Here is a 20574-nt window from a genome sequence, read left to right as displayed (position 1 = left end):
ATAAAATAGTTGATATAATAATTAGCAAAAATAAACCGGTTATTTAGCTATTAAACATTGCACTAATAATAGCGATTCCTGTTGTTATATATAAGATTATAAAAAACCATACAATGAGGAGAACGTCAATAAATAGTAGGTTATATAATCTAGAAAATAGGGTTAAAGAATTAGAAGATAAATATCAATCTTAAATACGATTCAGTTCACAATGGTATAATGATATACAATAAAGGTTGTTTATGGGGGTATCTATGAAAAAGAAAAGGCTTTGTTCTCTAATATTAATATTTTCTATTATAATGACTTTAGTCGCCTGTTCAAATGAGACAGATTCACCTAAAACCTTAACAAAGGAAGGGGTTATGCCATACGAATTATCAGAAAGTGAGAAACATGTATTACAGTCTTTTGGAATGGAAGGCAATTCACAAATAATTTCTTTCAATGCACCAAGAGAAGCAATAACTTTAAATGTAAACGTGTATAAGCTTGAAAACGGTGAAAATTGGAGCAGTATTGGTGGCGGAGCTATTTCAATAGGTACAGAAAGAGAGCCTATCGAGCAATTAACTGGAACTTTTACAATGCAACTAAAAGAAAATTATGCGATTGATTTCAATATAAATTCTAGTGGAAGAGCTTCATACAAAACAGATGAAATCATACTTGATACAGAAACAATGGCATCTACTAAAGGCTTTTTACAGGAATTCCAGAAGATAGAAATTAATAAGGAAATTCCTATTGCTCTTATGGTCTACGATAGCGGCACAAGTATGAGAAGCTATTCTCCACAAGACTATTTTGTTCCGTCAAAGTTCGACGGAATGGATTTAGTACAGGTAGTCACATTAACCTTTTCTGATAAACAATTGTAAATCCTGCATTAGGAGCATTATTTATTTATTCTGCTTCACTTGTTTACCTAATTTCAAGGCTATATTAAAATATAGCTATAATAAAAAATAGGGGGTAGTTAGTAATGAGATATTATATGAAATCAAAGTTTTTTAAGTTAAAAGAAGATTTTTGGATAAAAAATGAATTTGATGAAGAATGTTTCTTTGTAGATAATAAATTTATTTCATTGGGTTTGCAATTTGACATCCTAAAAAACAATAATATTATATATTCAGCAAAACAAAGACTATTGTCATTTATGGCAAACTATGAGGTTTTTGAAAGTGGAAATATAATAGCAAATGTAAGTCAAAAACTAACTTTTTTCAGTGATAAGCTAAAAGTAGATAGCAAATATGGAGAAATAAAAATCCAAGGAGATATATTTCACTATAACTACACAATAGTTAAGGACGATAGAATAATTGCAAGAGCAACAAGAGAATTATTTGCATTTACAGATAATTATACTGTAGATATAGATTTTGAAGATGAAGCATTTATATTGAGTTTAGTAGTAATAATAGATGATATAATAGATAGACATAAATCTAATTAAGTATAGAATTTTGTATAGAAAAAGGTTGTATCCAAAATGATACAACCTTTGCTTATAAGTAAATTATAATTTATCCGTTCTGTGGATAAGGTATAATTTACTACTGATAAACTTGAGCAACGGACCTGTTTCTCAAGGTCGTTGGCGACATGAGCGAAGCGAATTTTTTGTAGTTTACAGTGTTTGAGTTGCTGAGCTAACATTAATTTTTAGTGCAGCCCTAGCCCAAGGGAATCTTTCTTTAATATCATCAAACTCAGGACCTGATTTTTCAAAACTTGCAGTACCTTCTATTAAAAAACCAGTGCCTGGCCCGTTAAATCCAGCAACTTCTCGACTGCCAACTGTAACTTGCACTTTGTTATCCTTATTAATATTAGCCTCTGTTTCATTCATATAACCAGCTGGAATGGTAAAACAATTGTCAGAGAAAACCTTAATATAGCTGTTCCAACTGTTAACAAGGTGAGGCCCTTTTTCACCTTGGGTAGCTATAGCAACTACACCTTCGTGTTTTAATATCTCTAATAATTTTTCAGGTATCATATAATATCCGCCTTTCAAAAAAATTTTTCTACATTATATATTTCCCCTTATAAAAAGTTTTATTAATGATTCATTTTAAAGAAAACGTATTGACATAATATGTAAAAATATGATATATAAAATATATGGTTAGCACTCGATAAAAGGGAGTGCTAATAACACTGTATACATATAGAGTTTGAAAGGAGATGTTTAAATTGGAAACAAAACAGTTTAAGGCTGAGTCAAAAAGGCTGCTAGACATTGTGGTTAACTCGATTTATACAAACAGGGAGATATTTTTAAGAGAGCTTATTTCTAATGCAAGTGATGCAATGGACAAAATTTACTACAAAGCATTAGTAGATGAATCTATAAACTTTGAAAAAGAAAATTATTATATTAAAGTAATTCCAAATAAAGAAAATAGAACATTAAGAATTATTGATACTGGTATTGGTATGACGAAAGATGAACTTGATGAAAATCTTGGAGTTATAGCAAAGAGTGGATCATTACAATTCAAAAAAGAAAACGAATTAAGAGATGGATACGATATAATAGGTCAGTTTGGTGTAGGGTTTTACTCTGCATTCTTAGTAGCTGATAAGGTTACTGTTATAACTAAAGCTTTTGGTAGCGATGAAGCTTATAAGTGGGAGTCACAAGGGGCAGATGCGTATACTATTGAGTCATGGACAAAAGACTCAGTTGGTACAGAAATAATACTTAATATAAAAACAAACAATGAAGATGAAAACTTTGATGATTATTTAGATGAATATAGACTAAAAAATATTATTAAGAAATACTCTGACTTTATTAGATACCCAATTAAAATGGATATAAGTAAAAGCAGACTTAAAACTGGCAGTGAAAGCGAATACGAAAGTTATACAGAAGAAGAAACTATAAATAGTATGGTTCCGCTATGGAGAAAGAACAAAAAAGAACTTACTGAGGAAGATTATAATAACTTCTATTTTGAAAAGCACTATGGATTTGATAAACCACTAAAGCATATTCACTTAAGCGTTGATGGTGCAGTAAGTTATAATGCTATATTATATATTCCAGAAAAAATGCCATATGATTTTTATACAAAGGACTATGAAAAAGGCTTAGAGCTATATTCAAATGGCGTTTTAATTATGGATAAGTGTGGAGATTTACTTCCTGACTATTTTGGATTTGTTAAAGGTATAGTAGATTCAGAGGATTTATCTCTTAACATATCCAGAGAGATACTACAACACGATAGACAATTAAAGCTTATTGCTAAAAATATAAAAAACAAAATCAAAAAAGAGTTAGAAAATATGTTAAAAAATGAAAGAGAAAAATATGAAACTTTCTACGATTCATTTGGAAGACAATTAAAATTTGGTGTGTATAATGATTTTGGAATGAATAAAGAGGACTTACAAGATCTACTAATGTTCTATTCATCAAAAGAAAAGAAAGTAGTTACTTTAGATGAGTATATTTCTAGAATGCCAGAAGATCAAAAGTATATTTATTATGCTTCAGGAGAATCAGTTGAAAGAATTGAGAAAATGCCACAAACAGAAGGCGTATTAGATAAAGGATATGAAATACTATACTTTACAGATGATGTAGATGAGTTTGCAATAAGAGTTATGATGAACTACAAAGAAAAGGAATTTAAATCTGTATCTAGTGGTGACCTAGGTATAGAAAATGAAGAAGATAAGAAGTCTGAAACTGAAGAAAATGAAAACAAGAATTTATTTGAAAATATTAAGGATATTTTAGGTGGAAAAGTTAAAGCTGTTAGAGCATCAAAGAGACTTAAAAATCATCCAGTATGTTTATCAAATGAAGGTGAACTTACAATTGAAATGGAAAAGATCCTAAGATCTATGCCTAATAACGAAAACATACAAGCTGATAAAGTATTAGAAATAAACGTAAATCACGATGTATTTAATTCATTAAAAGAAGCTTATGATAATGACAAAGAAAAGTTTAAATTATATGCAGATATACTATATAATCAAGCGTTACTTATAGAAGGTCTTACAGTATCTGACCCTATAGAATTTACTAATAATATTTGTAAAATAATGAAATAGATAAAAACCCCTTAGATAAAAACTCTAAGGGATTTTTAAATTTTTTATTGCAATAAAGAGTTGTTGAGCATTAAGCTATTATAAAAATACATATACAGAAATATAAGTCAGTAGATTTAAAATTAAATTGTTGGCTATGGCGTATTTGCTTATGGTTAGAAATACGTTAAGTCTTAACGTAGAGAATATAGCAAATAAATATAATAGAAGTTATTCAAAGAAGATAAAATAGAATTGTTTAATTAATTCTATTTTTTTACATGAAAAAAGACCAGGGTTTCCGTCTGGTCTTTTCTCTTAGGATTATAAATCCTAAATAAGATTTTTAAATATCATCGAGTGAGGCTTAAAACTAAATGAGCAAAAAGTTTCAAGCTTAATTTATAATATGCGGATGTTAAAAAATGATGACATTTTTTTATTACGCTATTTATAGTATTCATATTTCGTATGGTTAGAATTAAGGATATAATATATATATCTAACTTCTCTTTCTTATTATTCGTTTTGGCTATGTGGTGGATTTACTAGATATATGATAAAGTTAAGAAATATTAATAGACAAGGAGAATTTCATAAAAATAAGGTATATTATTGTAGGTTTTATAATTATAGATTTAGGATATGCTTTAAATCATTGTTGAAATTGCTATATTTATAATACTATACAAATATAGTTTATTGCATAGTTGTAGAATATTATACATTTATGTAAGAATATAAAAAAGGGGAGATATTTATGTATTATGCATTTTTTAGTATGTATGTTGACTGGTTTATAAAATTTACAGCCATATATACGATGTATCTAGCTATAAAGGTTTTTAAAATCTATATTAAGAAGAATTCATAGTGTTTATAAACTGTGTAAATTTTTTTCTAAATAAAAAGAGTGTGTTTTTAGTTGAAAAGCACACTCTTTTTGCGTGATTTTTACTGTGATTTGGGTTGATATTCTGAGTAAGATTTAATACTTTGCACCTCAAATGTAAACCATTTATTTTAAGATATAGACTTTGTTTTTTCCTATTAAGATAAAGCATTAATAAAACTATAAATAAATTTAAAGCAAATGCTAAAAATACATATCATAGAAGGTATTTAAGAATACATTGAGGAGAAAAACATGAAAAGAATAATATTAATATTTTGTATGATAAGTATGTTTATTATGCTTGGAGGCTGCTATAATCAACCAAATTTAGAGAATGCTATAAATAAACCAAATCTAGATAATCCAACAGAAGATTCTTCTAAATTAGATTCAAAGGACTTAGTAGACATTTATAAAATTGCATTCGATTCTTTTGTACCTAAAAGAGGAGTTCTAAGTATATATGAGCGAAAGTATGATTATCTCGCAATTGATATGAGAAGTAAATCTTTTGATAAGATTTCACAAGAAGGAAAACAGCAAATCTTAGATTACTTTAAAAATAATTATAAGATAGAGGTTATGAATGAATCTCCTGAGACATTAACAGAAAAAGGATTAGCAACTATGTTTGCTTCTGATTTAACTTTGATAAATGGAGTTCTCTTAGGAATATATAACGAGAAAATTGTGTCTAAGACTGAAGTAGTTATTGAAGGATATTGGCACGTTACTCCAGTAGCAGCAGAATATTTTAGAACTACAATCGTAGTTAAAGATGGACGATGGCAGTTGCAAAAAATAGATTTTATGGGGCTTAGTTAATTATAATTCATTATACTTAAATGCAGGGTAAATACTAAGGAGCCGAAAGGCCCTTTTAAAATTGGCTATGTTTTAGACCAGTGTTGAAATTGTTATATTTATTATATAATAAATATATAGTTTAATACGCAGTTGTATAAAAACCTGAAGCAAAAATCGTATATGGTAATAATTTTGATATACGGTATGTATATACTATATTTTAACAAAAAGAGAGTGTAAAACACTCTCTTTTAATATCAACAGTTAAGCAAGCTGTTCTACCTCATTGCACATAACAGGGGAGTTATTCTTCTTTTTATCATTTAAGAAGAATGATACAACTAAAGCAATTACAGTTATAACTATAACGAATATAAATGTAGTATTCATACCTTTTATTGCAGCATCTAACATTTCTAAATTATAAAGTTCTATATTTGTTTTAGCAAGAGATTTAGCTGGAGCATTAGAAGTTGCAACATTAGACATTATAGTTATTAATATTGCAGATCCGATAGATCCTGATACTTGTTTTGCTGTATTAACAACGGCATTTGCATGTGGCAGAAGTTTATTAGGTAAATCATTCACTCCGGCTGTCTGCATTGGCATTATAACAAGGGCAATTCCAATATATCTAATTGCATATAAAACAGCAATATACATAGCTGAGGTATCATTATGCAATTTTGTAAAAGGGAAAGTTGAAATAATTAATAAAATAATCCCAGGTATTGCTAATTTTTTTACACCATACTTATCAAATAAACGTCCAGATACTACCATCATAACTGCCATTAATAATGCACCTGGTAGAAGTACTAATCCGCTTGTAAAAGCTGATTTTCCAAGTATAGTTTGAAGAAATATTGGCACTATAATACTTGCTCCTACAGATGATATACTCAAAATACTTCCTATTATAGTTGTAAGTGTAAATGTTTTTGATTTAAAAACGTCCATCTCAAGCATTGGATTTTCCATATTAATTTGACGCCATACAAATAAAGCAGTTATAACTGTTCCTAAAATTATAGTTCCAGTAACACTAATATCAGACCAACCTTTACTTCCAGCATTACTAAATCCAAACAACATTGCACCAAAACCTAATGTTGATAAAGCTATAGATAGAAAATCTATCTTAGGGTTTTTTAATGGTACAACATCCTTCATAAAGAAAAATAGAAAAATTGTATCAAAAACTATTATAGGAATTAACATATAAAATAAATAGTGCCAGCTCCATGTATCAATAACCAATCCTGCTAAAGTAGGTCCTATAGCGGGAGCAAAACATACAACTAAACCAAAGATACCCATTACTGAGCCTCTCTTTTCAGGTGGGAAAATCAAAAGAAGTACAGTATTCATCAAAGGCATCATTATTCCTGCACCAATACCTTGAACTATTCTTCCAATAAGAAGAAACTCAAAACTTGGAGAAAATGCACATATAATTGTTCCGATCCCAAACATGAACATAGAAAACATAAATAATTTTTTAGTTGAGATTTTTTCAATTAACAAAGCTGTTAAAGGAATCATTATGGCATTAACAAGCATAAATGATGTTGTTAGCCATTGCACTGTACTTGCAGGTATTTCAAAATATTGCATTATATTTGGTAACGCAGTAGATAGTATAGATTGATTTAAGATTGCAACAAATGATCCAATCATTATTGCAATCATAAGTAAAGTTCTGTTATATTCTTTTCCATAAATATCTTTGTTGGCAAATTTTTGCTGTGAAATTTTTTCTTCCATAGATTTACTTTCCTTTCTTATTTAAAGTCTTCATCCAAAAAACTGAAATCATTTTTCTTATATAGATTTCTAACCCATTCACACCATTTAAGGTTTAATATAGCCTCATTTAATATTCTTTGAGTCAATATATAACCGCCAAATATTGATGGAGGTATATCATCAGAATTCTCACAGGATCTAAGTTTAATTTTTTCTAAAGAGTTTTTGTGTTCTTCAATTTTTCTCCTATATCTTGCCTCAAGTTCATTGAGAAGTTTTTCTGCAGAATCAGAATCCATACATTTTATACAATATAATTTTAACGTCATTTCATCTCTAATAACTGGATCGCTAGTTTCAGATATGAACCATTCATGTAAAAATTCCTTACCTTGAACTGTTAAGTTATATATCTTTTTATCGGGCTTACCACTTTGCTTTTTTAATGTTAATTCAATATGACCCTTTTCCTCTAATTCTGAAAGTAAAGGATATATAGCACTATGAGTAGAGCGCCAAAATTTGTTAATTTTCAAAGTTAAATCATAACCTGACATTGAATCTGTTGATAATAGGCTAAGAAGCCCGAAAGATAACTTATTCATAAATCACAACTCCCTATGTAATATTGCCAATACATTTTATAAATGGCATATGTCAAAAGTGACATATATAAAACAACATTCTATATAATATATTAAATACATATATATGTCAATAATGACATATAAGCAATTTAGAATAATTAAACTATATATTGGTGTAGAATCGTATTTTATTGTATACTAAATTTGTATTAAAGTCTCAGGGCAAATAATGTATTATTAGGGGGAGTTACTGTGGCAAAGGTATATTTTGTACGTCATGCAAAACCAGATTTTTCAATAAAAGATGATTTAATACGTCCACTTACTGAAGAGGGAGTAAATGATTGTAAAAAGGTAACAGAATTCTTATTGAATAGAAATATCACTAAAGTTTTTTCGAGTCCATACAAGAGAGCTATTGATACAATAAATGATTTTGCAAAAATATCAGATTTAGAGATTAATATTATTGATGATTTTAGAGAAAGAAAAGTAGATAATATATGGATAGAAGATTTTGATAAATTTTCAAAAGAACAATGGAATAATTTTGATTATAAATTATCTGATGGAGAAAATTTAAATGAGGTTCAAAAAAGGAATATAACTGCTCTTCAAGAGATATTAAGGGAAAATACAAACGAAAATATTGTTATAGGCACACACGGGACTGCATTAAGTACAATTATAAATTATTTTGATAATAATTTTAATTACAATGAATTTGAGAGAATTAAAAGTTTTATGCCTTTTATTGTTTGTATTAGTTTCGATGGAGAAGATGTTATCAAAATAGAAGAGTATATATTGAAATAAAATTACAAGTAAAAGATTAATAGTTTTTGTTAGAGGAAAGATTACATACCTATGAAATGATTTTGAAGAATCACAGAAGAATACACTTTGTCAGAATATAAAGAATGGGTAAAAGAAAATTATTGACTAATATGAGAATATCAATTAAGCTAATAATAGTAACGATTACTATTATTACATAAAATATATGGGGGTAATAAAATGAATTTAAAAGGAACTAAAACTGAACAAAATTTAATGGCTGCATTTGCTGGTGAATCTCAAGCAAGAAATAAGTATACTTATTATGCATCACAAGCAAAAAAAGAAGGATACAACAAAATAGCAGCAGTATTTGAAGAAACTGCTCATAATGAAATGGCACATGCTAAAATGTGGTTCAAATTATTACATGATGGTGGAGTTCCATCAACTGAGCAAAACTTAAAAGATGCTGCAGCTGGTGAACACGAAGAGTGGACAGATATGTATGAAAACTTTGCAAAAGATGCTGAAGCTGAAGGATTTAAAGATATAGCTTTCTTACTTAGAGCAGTTGGAAAGATAGAAAAACAACATGAAGAAAGATACTTAGAACTTCTTAAAGCAGTACAAGAAGAAAAAGTATTTGAAAAAGAAGAATCAGTAGAGTGGAGATGTATGAACTGTGGACATATACATACAGGTAACAAAGCATTAGAAATGTGTCCAGTATGTGCTCATCCAAAGGCACACTTTGAAATAAAATCTGATAAATTCTAATAAATATACACTATAAAAGCCTTATTAAATAAAATCTTAATTAATAAGGCTTTTATAATATCCAATTGAAAAAGGTCCCACTTTCTCAAGGTCGTTGGAGACATGAGTGAAACGAATTATTATATGTTGATAATTATAACTTATAAATATTGATAAGTTACAATTATGAGTATATAAAGTAGAATAATATTGTATATTCTATAGATAATAAACCATATGAAAATAAAAAAGAGGGATAAATATGAAATTTTCAAAGCAAAGAAAACTAATATTAGATACGGTATTAGAAAACAAAGTACATCCGACAGCTGATTTTATATATGAACATCTTAAAAAGGAAAACCCTAATTTAAGTTTGGGAACAGTATATAGAAATTTATCTCAATTAGTTGAGCATGGGTTTATAACAAAGGTGAGTGTGCCAGGTCACCCAGATAGATTTGATGTATCTACAAAAGACCATTGTCATCTATTATGTGAAAATTGTAATGATATATACGATATAGAATCAGAATTAATAGAGAATATACCAGGTAAATTATCAGAGGAGTTAGATATTAAGATAATATCTAGTAACATTATTTTCAGTGGAATATGTAAAAATTGTAATAAAGATATAGTGTAAAAATTAATTATAAAATGTTCTCTTAAAAAAATATTTAGGGGAACATTTTTTATGTATATATTGTATAATTGTTTAGTGTTTAATAATAATAGGGGGCAGAATTTATGACAGAAGACAAAAGATATTTACCTTATTTAGCGGCTATTGGAATGGCTTTAATATTTGGGTTTTCATTTTTATTTACAAAGGAAGCTTTAAATGAAGTTGCGCCATTTCACTTACTAGCTTTTAGATTTGGTTTAGCAGCAATTGTATTATTAATTTTATATATAACCAAAGTAATTAAAGTTGAATATAAGGGCAAGCCAACTAAGAACTTAATGGCAATTGCACTGGCACAGCCTGTAGCATATTTTATATTTGAAACTTATGGTGTAAAGTTAACAACTACTTCAGAATCTGGAATGATGTTAGCCTTAGTACCTGTTTTAGTGACAATACTAGCAGCAATATTTTTAAAGGAATTTCCAACTAAGATACAGGCATTATTTGTTGGGTTTTCAGTTTTAGGTGTTATTTTTATAGTTGTAATGAAAAGTAGTGAAATAGGGTCTAGTTTTGTTGGAATAATGACACTTTTATTAGCTGTATTGTGTGCATCTATTTTTAATATACTATCTAGAAAATACTCAACGGAATTTACTTCTGTAGAAATTACTTTTGCAATGATGTGGATTGGGGCAATAACATTTAATTCAATTTCAATAATAGAACACTTAATAAATGGAAATATAAATAATTACTTTATTCCTTTGTCAAATCCTAAAGTAGTTGGAGCGTTATTTTATCTAGGAATACTTTCTTCAATTATAGCTTTCTTCTTAGTAAATTACTCTTTATCAAAACTTGAGGCTTCAAGAGCTGCTGTTTTTTCAAATCTTTCAAGTGTAGTATCAATTATAGCTGGAGTTATGATAGCAAATGAGCCATTTTATTGGTATCAAATCGTTGGTGGTATTATGATTTTAGCAGGAGTTTGGGGAACTAATTATTTTGGAAGTAAAGAAAAAATAGAAGAGTATGAAGAATAAAAATTAAACTAGCAAGTTTATTTATTATGCATATATTATATTAATACTTATTTTTAAAAGGAGAATATATATGTATAATAGACAACAACTACAAAATGGCGCACCTGTGCCACCTATATTAGAGGAGCAAGCTACATTTCCTATATCTCAGATAATAATTGCATTAAGACAAGGTAAGACTGTAAAAGTAGCGCTAAAGACAAAAGATGGATACTTTTTATCAGCTGTGAATGGTGGTGGAGGAAATATAATTGCTAATTCAATAGAAATAGGTCCAAACGAGATTTTTTTATTAATTCCACAAGGACAAAACAGAGATAAAGTTGCAATAAGAACTGCTAATGGAAATTTTATAAGTGCTATAAATGGAGGAGGAGACAGAGTAGACGCAAGAGGCACTACAATAGGTCCTAATGAACTATTTGGTCTTGGTGCTATAAGACCTGACCAAGCTAACTTCACCACACAAAGAGGCTTTTACTTGCTAACATTTGATACTGAACCTAGGATTTTAACAGGTTATGGCGTTGTACAAGGGCCTAGAACTATATACACAGTAATTCCACAGGCACAATAAATATATTGTTAAAATTAAACTTACAATTTTATTTATTATACATATATTATATTAATACTTATTTTTAAAAGGAGAATATATATGTATAATAGACAACAACTACAAAATGGAGCACCTATTTCACCTGTTCTACAAGAGCAAGTGGGGCTTCCTATAGTTCAACTATTAATAGGTTTAAGACAAGGCAAAATACAAAAGATTGCACTAAAGACTGAAGACGGATATTTTTTAACCGCTGTAAATGGTGGTGGTCAATATCTAATTGCTAACTCAGTTACAGTAGGCACAAATGAGACTTTTTTATTAATACCACAAGGATTAGATAGAAATAAATTCGCAATAAGAACTGCTAATGGAAATTATGTAAGTGCAGTAAATGGAGGCGGAGACAGAGTAGATGCAAGAAGCACTACAATAGGTCCTAATGAACAGTTTGATTTGGTTCCAATAAGACCTGATAAAGTGAGCTTTGTCACAGTTAAAGACTATTTTTTACTAACCTTAGATATTGAACCTAGGATATTAACAGGTTATGGCATAGTACAAGGGCCAAGAACTATATATACAATAATTCCTCAAGAATAATAATATATTGTTGAAAGTTGAAATAATTTCCTAGGAAATTTTCTGATTTTTTGTAATATATATGAAATAATTAGTCTTAGAAAAAATCTCTATATAATAGAGATTTTTTATTTTGTAAGCATATATATAAGTATTGATTAATATTATCAAAAGTGATAATATTATTTAAAATGATACTATAATAAGGAGGATGCTTATGGTTAGTATAAACTCTATGATAAATATGATAATATCAGCTATAATAGTTGTGATTGCAGTTGTTGGTTTAGTTATATATTTTAGAAAAAATGAAAATATTAGTTATAAACCTATTATATTTGGTGCTATATGTTTCATATTATTTTCCCAAGTATTTGAAAAGGCAATACATTATGTAGTTATAACTAATAATCTAATAAAAAATCCGGTGTTATTTGGAATATATGGAATATTAATGGCCGGAATTTTTGAAGAAGTAGGAAGATATATTGTCTACAAGAAATTCTTGAAGGGATATAGAAAGTGGAAAGATGGAGTAGCTTTTGGCCTTGGACACGGAGGAATAGAGGCTATCTTATTAGGAATACTAATTGTTGTAAACTATATGGTTATTTCTATAATGATAAACTCAGGTAACTTTGACCAATTAATAGGTACGCAAATACCTATAGAAACTGCCAATGAATTAAAACTTATGTTAACGGGACCATCAAGTGGATTTTTGGCTATAGGTTTTGAAAGATTATGTGCTTTAGTTATACAAATAGCTCTTTCAATTTTGGTTCTTTATTCTATTAATATAGAAAATATAAAATATTTATTTGTAGCAATTATTCTTCATGCTATCATTGATATACCAGCCATACTTTATCAAATGAAAGTTATTGGCAATGTATGGATAGTAGAAGGTGTTATCTTATTATTTGCTGTTGTAGCTTTTATGTATATAAAAAAATCAAAAAAAATATACAAAGATAAAAACTTAGATTTGTAATTAAAATAAATAGAAGTTTAGGAAGGGATAAAATGGAAAGTAGAGTATTTAAAAGCATTTTACATCCAATAAGGATGAAAATAATTCAGACATTATTAAAAAATGGTAAATTAACAGTTAAAGAAATATCACAGGAACTAAGTGATGTTCCTAAGGCTAGTTTGTATAGACATATAAACGCTTTAGTTAATGATAATATTATAGATGTATATTCAGAAAAGAAGATAAGGGGTACTCTAGAAAAAACTTATATAATAAAAGAAGATCCATATAGTAAAGTAAATGAAGAAGCAATTGATGGAAGTAAACAGGTAAAACTAGATTTATTTTATAATTATATGATATCTTTGTTATCAGATTTTGAAAATTATATGAGTGGAGAAAGTATTGATTTAGAAAAAGATATAGTTGGATTTAGAAGTGTTCCTATTTATTTAAGTGATGAAGAATGTTTAGATTTTCTTAAAGATTTGTCTAAAGCATTTGAGAAAGTAATAGATAATAAATCTAATGAAGTAAGAAAACTGAGAAAGTTTTCAACTATTATTATGCCAGTTAAGGACAGTAATAATTAATTTTGTATATTAAAAGCTGCATCTAATTTTAGGTGCAGCTATATTTGTGCTATAAACTGAAGTAAATACGAGTAAAATTGAGAGAAAAGAAGCAATAATTATATGAAAAATTAATAATTAAATTTAATTATAACGAATCGACAAAAATCATGAAAAATCGATAGAAAATATATTGAAAACAATAATAAAAAGTGATAAATTATAATATGCAAAATATAAAGATAGTAGTATCATATCAAGACTTACAATCAAACAAGGAGGAGACATAATGGGACAAGCAACAACTGCAAAGCACCCTAAAGGACTATATATATGTGGATTAACATTTACATTTGAAAGATTTGCATATTATGGATCAAAAACTTTACTGTTATTATTCTTAGCAGAAACAATAGCTATGGGTGGATTAGGCATTGACTATGTTGATGCAGCAGCAATAGCAGCAAACTTAACAGCATTTACATATTTAGCCCCAATATTTGGTGGGATGATTTGTGATAGATGGTTAGGAGCTAGATATTGTATAATTATAGGTACATTAATTATGGCAGCTGGCTATGTATTAGGATTCTTTGCCACAAGTATAATATGGATTCATTCAATGATAATTTTAATATCTATAGGTACAGGATTCTTTAAAGGTAACTTAAATGCATTGGTTGGAGAGCTTTATGATGATAATAGCAGAAAAGATGCAGCTTATTCTATATTATATACTTTCGTTAATTTAGGAGCATTTTTAGGTTCATTAATAGTAGGTATATTATATACTCAAACTTTTGCTGTAATAGAAAATGGTGAACTTATACAATATGGATTCAGACAATGTTTCTTATTAGCAGCTGCAATAAACGTAGTTGGAGGAATAATGTTTGCATCATCAATGAAGTATTTAGGTGATGCAGGAAAATATCCTCAAAAAATGCTTGATAAATCAGTTGAAAATAATGATAATAAAAATTCAGATAGACCATTGACTAAGAAGGAAAAAGATAGAGTTAAAGTTATATTCATATTATCGTTCTTCTCTATATTCTTCTGGGTGTTCTATAACCAAGCAGGATCATCTTTAGCATTATATATGAAAGATTTCGTTGATCTTTCAGTTGGTAACTTTGAAATACCAGTAATGTGGATAGAAACTACATTAAATGGTGTATTATGTGTTGTTTTAGGGCCAGTTATGGCTGCAATATGGACAAGATTATCTAAGAGACCACAAGGCGACTTAAGTATGCCTCAAAAAATAGCTTTAGGATTCACATTCTTAGCATTAGCGTTCGTATTTGTAATAGGTGCTGAGGTAACAAGAGGAATAGGTGCCCCTTCAACTGTAAAAGCAAGTGTATTATGGTTAGTATTCTTTGTTGTATTCCAAACAATAGGGGAGATGTGTTTCTCACCTCTTGGAAACTCATTAGTAAGTAAAATAGCACCAGCTAAATATTTATCATTACTTATGGGTGTTTGGGCAGCAGCTACATTCGTTGCAAACAAATCAGCTGGATATGTACAAGCTGTAATAGAGCAAATGGGATTAATACAAGTTTTCATAGCTATACCAATTGTATTAGTTGTTGGAACAGTTGTAATATTAGCTATTAATAAAAAGATTGTTTCAATGATGTCTGATGATGAAGAAAAAGTTGATACTTTAAAAGCAATATAAATTATATAAGATGTTAGTAAGTCTAAAAAAGCGATTGAATAAGTTCAGTCGCTTTTTTATATGCTATAATTTATAAAAAAACTTATTTATATCTGTTGACATTGACGCAACGTAAGGGTGTATAGTTATTTATGAGGAGGCGATAACATGGAATATACAGTGCAAAAGCTAGGTCAACTGGCAGGAGTTAGTACTAGGACATTGAGATATTATGATGAAGTTGGAATTCTTAAGCCGGCAAGAATTAATTCATCTGGATATCGTATTTATGGTCAAAAAGAAGTCGACATGTTGCAGCAGATACTATTTTATAGAGAGTTAGGCGTAGGATTAGATGAGATTAAAAACATAGTAACATCACCTTCTTTTGATGGAGCTAAAGCACTTATAGAACATCGTGAAAAGCTCCTTGAAAAAAGAAAACAGTTAGATATGTTAATTGCAAATGTTGATAAAACAATTGAATGTACAGAAAGGAGTGTTATTATGAGTAATAAAGAAAAATTTGAAGGTTTTAAGAAAAAACTAGTTGATGAAAATGAAAAGAAATACGGAGAAGAAATCCGTGAAAAATACGGAGATGAAGCTGTTAATAAATCAAACAATAAAGTTAAAAATATGACTCAAGAAGAATATGATGAAATTACAAAACTTACAAATGAGGTTAATGAAACTCTTAGTGAAGCATTTAAAACTGGTGACCCTGCAGGTGAATTAGCACAAAGGGCAGTAGATTTACATCGTCAGTGGCTAAGCTTTTACTGGGATAGATACACTAAAGAAGCACATGCAGGAGTTGCTCAGATGTATGTAGATGATGAAAGATTTACAGCGTATTATGACAAAGAACAACCAGGAACAGCAGAGTTTCTAAGGGATGCAGTTTTTATATATACTGGAATGCAAAAGTAAAAATAGTATTAACAAAAAAAGCGATTGGGTAACCAATCGCTTTTTTAGATATATAATCCTTTAAATTAAATGTGATATAATATAATAAATAATATTTACATCGAGGAGTGATCTAAATGAATTTAGAAAATATAAAAGATGAAATCGTTACAAAGGTATATCATATTCCACAAGAAAAGAAAGTACCTTTACATAAACATCCTAAACATGATGAAATATTTTACTGTATTAAGGGTGAAGGGTTTGGTGTTTTAGAAGATAGAGAGATAAAATTAACTGTTGGTGAGGCATTTATAGTTCCTGCAGATACAATGCATGCATTAAGATCAGATAATAATCTTTATGTTAGTTCGTTTTTAATACCTGTTGTTAATGATTAAAAATCAAAATGTAAAATTGTAGAAATACAAAGAAATATGTTGAACATACTATAAGGACATGGTATATTATCTATTATATTAAAAAGAATAAAAAGATAGAGGCGCGAGATTTATTAGTACTAGTAATGAGGTAAGCACAATGATTTACTGGGAAAGGGATGATCGCCGAAGTGTACAACTGATGCTTTAAGGTTGTATTGCTGGGGGTGCATAGAATATATGTATCACTGTCACAAATAATATTTGTGGTGAGCTATCATTTAAGGGAAATTATATTGTGCGTATTTTTTGCGTACTTATAAAAAGCCTTGGGTGAAAAGCTCAAGGCTTTTTATATTATTATTAAAGGAGGAGTAAACACATGAACAATGTAGCACAAGCAACAAAAAAGAAATTATTTATACCTCATACTTATACTATTATATTTTCCCTTATAGTTATAATGTCTGCTCTTACTTGGATAATACCAAGCGGAGAATTCTCTAGAGAAGAAGTAGATGGCAGAATGGTAGTAGTTCCAGGAACCTACCAGTCTGTTGAGAGAAATCCACAAGGAATAGACGATATATTTGTAGCTCCTATAACTGGATTTATAGATGCTGCAGAAGTAGTTGGATTTGTTTTATTTGTTGGAGGATCTTTTGGTATAGTAAATAAAACTGGGGCAATTGAGTCAGGAATAAGATCTGTTATAAGTAAGCTTAAAGGAAAAGAAGTTTTTATAATACCGGTGTCTATGATATTATTCGGACTAGGGGGAACTACATTTGGGATGGCGGAAGAAACACTACCATTTTATATGATACTCATTCCTCTTATGACATCACTAGGATATGATTCATTGACAGCAATAGGAACTGTTTTTTTAGGAGCATTAGTTGGATGTACAGCTTCTACTGTAAATCCTTTCTCAGTAGGTATAGCACAAGCATTATCTCAGATAACACCAGGGTCTGGAATAGAGTATAGAGCAATAATATTCATAGTTCTTATGACAATAGCGATAACATTTATGATGGTTTATGCTAAGAATGTAAAGAAAAATCCTAAGTCATCTATAGTGTATGAAATAGATAAAAGCTTAAATAATGAAGTAGCATTTACATCAGAAACTATAAAGAAAATTACATTAAGAGAAATATCAGTTCTTTTAATATTTGGAGTAGGTATGGGAATTATGGTATGGGGAGTACTTACTCAAGGTTGGTATATAGCAGAAATAGCAATGGTATTTATAGGAATAGGAGTTTTATCTGGTATAGCTGGAGGACTTAAAGAAGATGTAATAGCAATTTCATTTATAGATGGTGCTAAGGATTTAGCTTCAGCAGCATTAGCAATAGCGCTAGCTCGTGGTATAGTTATTGTAGCTCAAAATGGATTTATAATAGATACTATGCTAAACTCAGCAGCAAACTTATTACAAAGTCTACCAAAAGCTGTATTTATAAACTTAACTATGATTATAGAAGGAGCTTTAACTTTCTTGATACCATCTAGTTCAGGTCTTGCATCACTTACAATGCCTGTTTTATCACCCCTTGGTGATTTGGTTGATGTATCAAGTCAATCTATAGTAACTGCTTATCAATTTGGATCAGGACTTATAAATATTATAACTCCAACGTCAGGAGTGTTGATGGGAGCATTGGCTATTGCAAATATTCCATGGTCTAAGTGGGTTAGATTCGTAGCTCCATTATTATCAATATTAACAGTTGCATGTATGACACTTTTAACAATAAGTTTATATATAGGATTTTAAATAAAAAAGTAATAAGACTCATCAAACTAATTATATTTCCGTTTGATGAGTCTTTTATTATATTAATTTATAACAGCTTCAAAAAGTTAAAAACAAAATATACTAAGAATTTTTTTATGTTAATAGTAGATAATAAAATTGTGCCACTAGCATAAAAAAATTACGGAGGTATAACTATGGATATGAATATGAACATTAATATGCCAAATAACCAAAATAAAAATGCAAAACAATATGTTGACGAAGTTTGTGGTCAACTTCAAAATTCTAAAAATTGTTTAAGTAAAGCCTTAGATTCTGTAGAAAAACCAGAAAACAAACAAAAAATACAAACTGCCCTACATGCAGTAGATAATGCTTTAGAAGCTACTGTTAATACACTAACAAATTATAAAGATTAATGTTAAAAGGTTGTATCTAATTAGATACAACCTTTTAACTACTAAATTTGAGCAACGTACCTGCTTTTCGAGGCCGTTGGCGACATGAGCGTAGCGAATTTTTATTTTGAATAAAATTCAAAAGAGCTCCCACTAACTTGTTTTGCAGAATACATAGCCTTATCAGCAAAACGCATAAGATTTTCTATATCATTTGAATCATTTGGAAAAACAGATATCCCTATACTTATGTCTATATGTAAATCAACATTATACCACTTTAATGGTGACTTGAGACTCTCTATGATTTTTTTTGAAAGAATAGAAGAGTCTTCAGTATTATTTATATAAGGCTGAATTATTACAAATTCATCCCCGCCAAGTCTCGCAACAAAATCTCTATGACCTATAGTGTTTTTAACAAGTTGAGCAGTTTCTCTAAGAACAAAATCTCCACAGTCATGTCCATGTACATCGTTAATTCTCTTAAATTTATCTATATCAAATAGCATCAAAGCAAATTTAAAATCTTCTCTATTGGCATCTTCTAATATCAACTTTAGTCGATTCATAAGATATGTCCTGTTTGGTATTCCAGTAAGTGAGTCGTAGTTAGCAAGATAAAGTATTTTTTCTTCAGCAATTTTTCTCTCCGATATATCCCTAACAATATGAATTCTCAATCTTTGTTCATCTACAATTGTACTTTTAACACTAACCTCAATAGGGAAACGGGTACCATCTTTTTTTACATGTTCACCTTCAAATGTAATACCAGTAGTATCAGCTTCTTCCATTTGTTGTTGAAATAAGTGATTAGTTGAATTATGTCTTAGGTCCTGAACATTTAACCTAGTTAACTCGCTTAGAGAATATCCATACTTTAGTATAGCACTAATATTAGCATCTATTATATTACCATCAGCATCTGCATAAAAAATAATATCTTGTGCATTATCAAATAAAAGATGATGTTTTTTCATTATTTCATTAATCTTTTGTAAACCAGTTGTATCAGTAAATAAAGTAATAAATTGATCCTTTATTGGACTAAACACTGAAACTCTAAAGTATTTATCTAGTTTTTCATGATATATATCAAAACTAACAGGTAGAGTAGAATTTGAAATTTTCTCATAAATCTCAATGCCAAACTTATCTAGGTTAGGCAAAATTTCAGATAACGTTTTCCCGACGATGTCATCTCTAGTAAAGCCAGTAATATATGTGAAAGTGTTGTTAATTTCTAAAAATTCATAATCCACATAGTTGTCATTTTCATCGTAAACTAACTTATGAAAGGCAAAACCTTCACTTATTGAATTAAAGAAAGAGTCAAGATAATCGTTACAATTGTTTTTGCAAATACATTTTCTCCACATACAGACAACCCCTTTCTATAATAGTTATATTAATTATATATTATTGTAGCTTAGTAATAT

21 protein-coding genes and 1 riboswitch are annotated in these 20574 nt (G+C 29.0%); of the genes, 17 read left to right on the top strand and 4 right to left on the bottom strand.

Annotated elements, in window-relative coordinates; translation table 11 throughout:
- The first annotated feature begins 242 nt into the window (after positions 1 to 242).
- Positions 243 to 881: a YgaN family protein gene (locus BS62_RS05090; RefSeq protein WP_496490173.1), complete on the top strand. Its 639-nt coding sequence runs from the start codon at positions 243 to 245 to the stop codon at positions 879 to 881.
- Positions 882 to 985: 104 nt separating this feature from the next.
- Complete coding sequence (locus BS62_RS05085) at positions 986 to 1462, top strand: LURP-one-related/scramblase family protein (RefSeq protein ID WP_496490172.1); 477 nt, start codon at positions 986 to 988, stop codon at positions 1460 to 1462.
- A gap of 174 nt (positions 1463 to 1636) precedes the next feature.
- On the opposite strand, the gene BS62_RS05080 is transcribed toward BS62_RS05085, so the two are convergent.
- A complete protein-coding gene (locus BS62_RS05080) occupies positions 1637 to 2008 on the bottom strand; it encodes a pyridoxamine 5'-phosphate oxidase family protein (protein WP_496490171.1) in 372 nt (123 codons plus the stop codon).
- A gap of 197 nt (positions 2009 to 2205) precedes the next feature.
- Between BS62_RS05080 and htpG the strand changes: the two genes are divergently transcribed.
- Both htpG and BS62_RS05070 read left to right on the top strand, forming a co-directional pair.
- The gene (gene htpG, locus BS62_RS05075; protein WP_496490170.1) at positions 2206 to 4083 is read left to right on the top strand and encodes a molecular chaperone HtpG; all 1878 of its coding nucleotides are present in this window, start codon (positions 2206 to 2208) and stop codon (positions 4081 to 4083) included.
- 1126 nt (positions 4084 to 5209) lie between these two features.
- A complete protein-coding gene (locus tag BS62_RS05070) occupies positions 5210 to 5782 on the top strand; it encodes a hypothetical protein (RefSeq protein ID WP_496490169.1) in 573 nt (190 codons plus the stop codon).
- Positions 5783 to 6028: 246 nt separating this feature from the next.
- Here BS62_RS05070 and BS62_RS05065 read toward each other — a convergent pair whose 3' ends face one another.
- Both BS62_RS05065 and BS62_RS05060 read right to left on the bottom strand, forming a co-directional pair.
- The gene (locus tag BS62_RS05065; protein WP_496490168.1) at positions 6029 to 7534 is read right to left on the bottom strand and encodes an MDR family MFS transporter; all 1506 of its coding nucleotides are present in this window, start codon (positions 7532 to 7534) and stop codon (positions 6029 to 6031) included.
- 17 nt (positions 7535 to 7551) lie between these two features.
- The gene (locus BS62_RS05060) at positions 7552 to 8121 is read right to left on the bottom strand and encodes a PadR family transcriptional regulator (protein WP_496490167.1); all 570 of its coding nucleotides are present in this window, start codon (positions 8119 to 8121) and stop codon (positions 7552 to 7554) included.
- 234 nt (positions 8122 to 8355) lie between these two features.
- Here BS62_RS05060 and BS62_RS05055 point away from each other — a divergent pair, with 234 nt between their 5' ends.
- The 13 genes from BS62_RS05055 to BS62_RS04995 all read left to right on the top strand — a co-directional run bounded on the left by BS62_RS05055 (position 8356) and on the right by BS62_RS04995 (position 19153).
- The gene (locus tag BS62_RS05055; RefSeq protein WP_496490166.1) at positions 8356 to 8919 is read left to right on the top strand and encodes a histidine phosphatase family protein; all 564 of its coding nucleotides are present in this window, start codon (positions 8356 to 8358) and stop codon (positions 8917 to 8919) included.
- A gap of 201 nt (positions 8920 to 9120) precedes the next feature.
- A complete protein-coding gene (rbr, locus tag BS62_RS05050; protein WP_496490165.1) occupies positions 9121 to 9660 on the top strand; it encodes a rubrerythrin in 540 nt (179 codons plus the stop codon).
- Positions 9661 to 9901: 241 nt separating this feature from the next.
- On the top strand, positions 9902 to 10285 hold the full coding sequence (locus BS62_RS05045) for a Fur family transcriptional regulator (protein WP_496490164.1): 384 nt from the start codon (positions 9902 to 9904) through the stop codon (positions 10283 to 10285).
- A 104-nt stretch (positions 10286 to 10389) separates the two neighbouring features.
- Positions 10390 to 11316, top strand: a complete 927-nt coding sequence (locus tag BS62_RS05040; protein ID WP_496490163.1) for a DMT family transporter — start codon at positions 10390 to 10392, stop codon at positions 11314 to 11316.
- A gap of 70 nt (positions 11317 to 11386) precedes the next feature.
- Positions 11387 to 11893 (top strand): fascin domain-containing protein, encoded by a 507-nt coding sequence (locus tag BS62_RS05035; RefSeq protein WP_496490162.1) that lies wholly within the window; start codon positions 11387 to 11389, stop codon positions 11891 to 11893.
- Positions 11894 to 11974: 81 nt separating this feature from the next.
- Positions 11975 to 12478, top strand: coding sequence for a fascin domain-containing protein (locus tag BS62_RS05030; RefSeq protein WP_496490161.1), 504 nt, complete (start codon positions 11975 to 11977; stop codon positions 12476 to 12478).
- A 196-nt stretch (positions 12479 to 12674) separates the two neighbouring features.
- Positions 12675 to 13451: a YhfC family intramembrane metalloprotease gene (locus BS62_RS05025; RefSeq protein ID WP_496490160.1), complete on the top strand. Its 777-nt coding sequence runs from the start codon at positions 12675 to 12677 to the stop codon at positions 13449 to 13451.
- A gap of 32 nt (positions 13452 to 13483) precedes the next feature.
- Positions 13484 to 14026 (top strand): helix-turn-helix domain-containing protein, encoded by a 543-nt coding sequence (locus BS62_RS05020; protein WP_496490159.1) that lies wholly within the window; start codon positions 13484 to 13486, stop codon positions 14024 to 14026.
- Positions 14027 to 14294: 268 nt separating this feature from the next.
- Positions 14295 to 15695, top strand: coding sequence for a peptide MFS transporter (locus tag BS62_RS05015; RefSeq protein ID WP_496490158.1), 1401 nt, complete (start codon positions 14295 to 14297; stop codon positions 15693 to 15695).
- Positions 15696 to 15842: 147 nt separating this feature from the next.
- A complete protein-coding gene (locus BS62_RS05010) occupies positions 15843 to 16607 on the top strand; it encodes a MerR family transcriptional regulator (RefSeq protein ID WP_496490157.1) in 765 nt (254 codons plus the stop codon).
- Between the two features lie 116 nt (positions 16608 to 16723).
- Positions 16724 to 16987: a cupin domain-containing protein gene (locus tag BS62_RS05005; RefSeq protein ID WP_496490156.1), complete on the top strand. Its 264-nt coding sequence runs from the start codon at positions 16724 to 16726 to the stop codon at positions 16985 to 16987.
- Positions 16988 to 17075: 88 nt separating this feature from the next.
- A riboswitch (Lysine riboswitch) is annotated at positions 17076 to 17251 on the top strand.
- 97 nt (positions 17252 to 17348) lie between these two features.
- The gene (locus tag BS62_RS05000; protein ID WP_496490155.1) at positions 17349 to 18752 is read left to right on the top strand and encodes a YfcC family protein; all 1404 of its coding nucleotides are present in this window, start codon (positions 17349 to 17351) and stop codon (positions 18750 to 18752) included.
- Positions 18753 to 18928: 176 nt separating this feature from the next.
- Positions 18929 to 19153, top strand: coding sequence for a hypothetical protein (locus BS62_RS04995; RefSeq protein ID WP_496490154.1), 225 nt, complete (start codon positions 18929 to 18931; stop codon positions 19151 to 19153).
- A 101-nt stretch (positions 19154 to 19254) separates the two neighbouring features.
- Here BS62_RS04995 and BS62_RS04990 read toward each other — a convergent pair whose 3' ends face one another.
- Complete coding sequence (locus tag BS62_RS04990; protein WP_496490153.1) at positions 19255 to 20514, bottom strand: diguanylate cyclase domain-containing protein; 1260 nt, start codon at positions 20512 to 20514, stop codon at positions 19255 to 19257.
- Between the last annotated feature and the right edge of the window lie 60 nt (positions 20515 to 20574).

Source organism: Sporacetigenium mesophilum DSM 16796, assembly GCF_059569055.1.
Note: the sequence above shows the minus strand (reverse complement) of the source record. Positions and strands in the feature narration are given on the sequence as shown.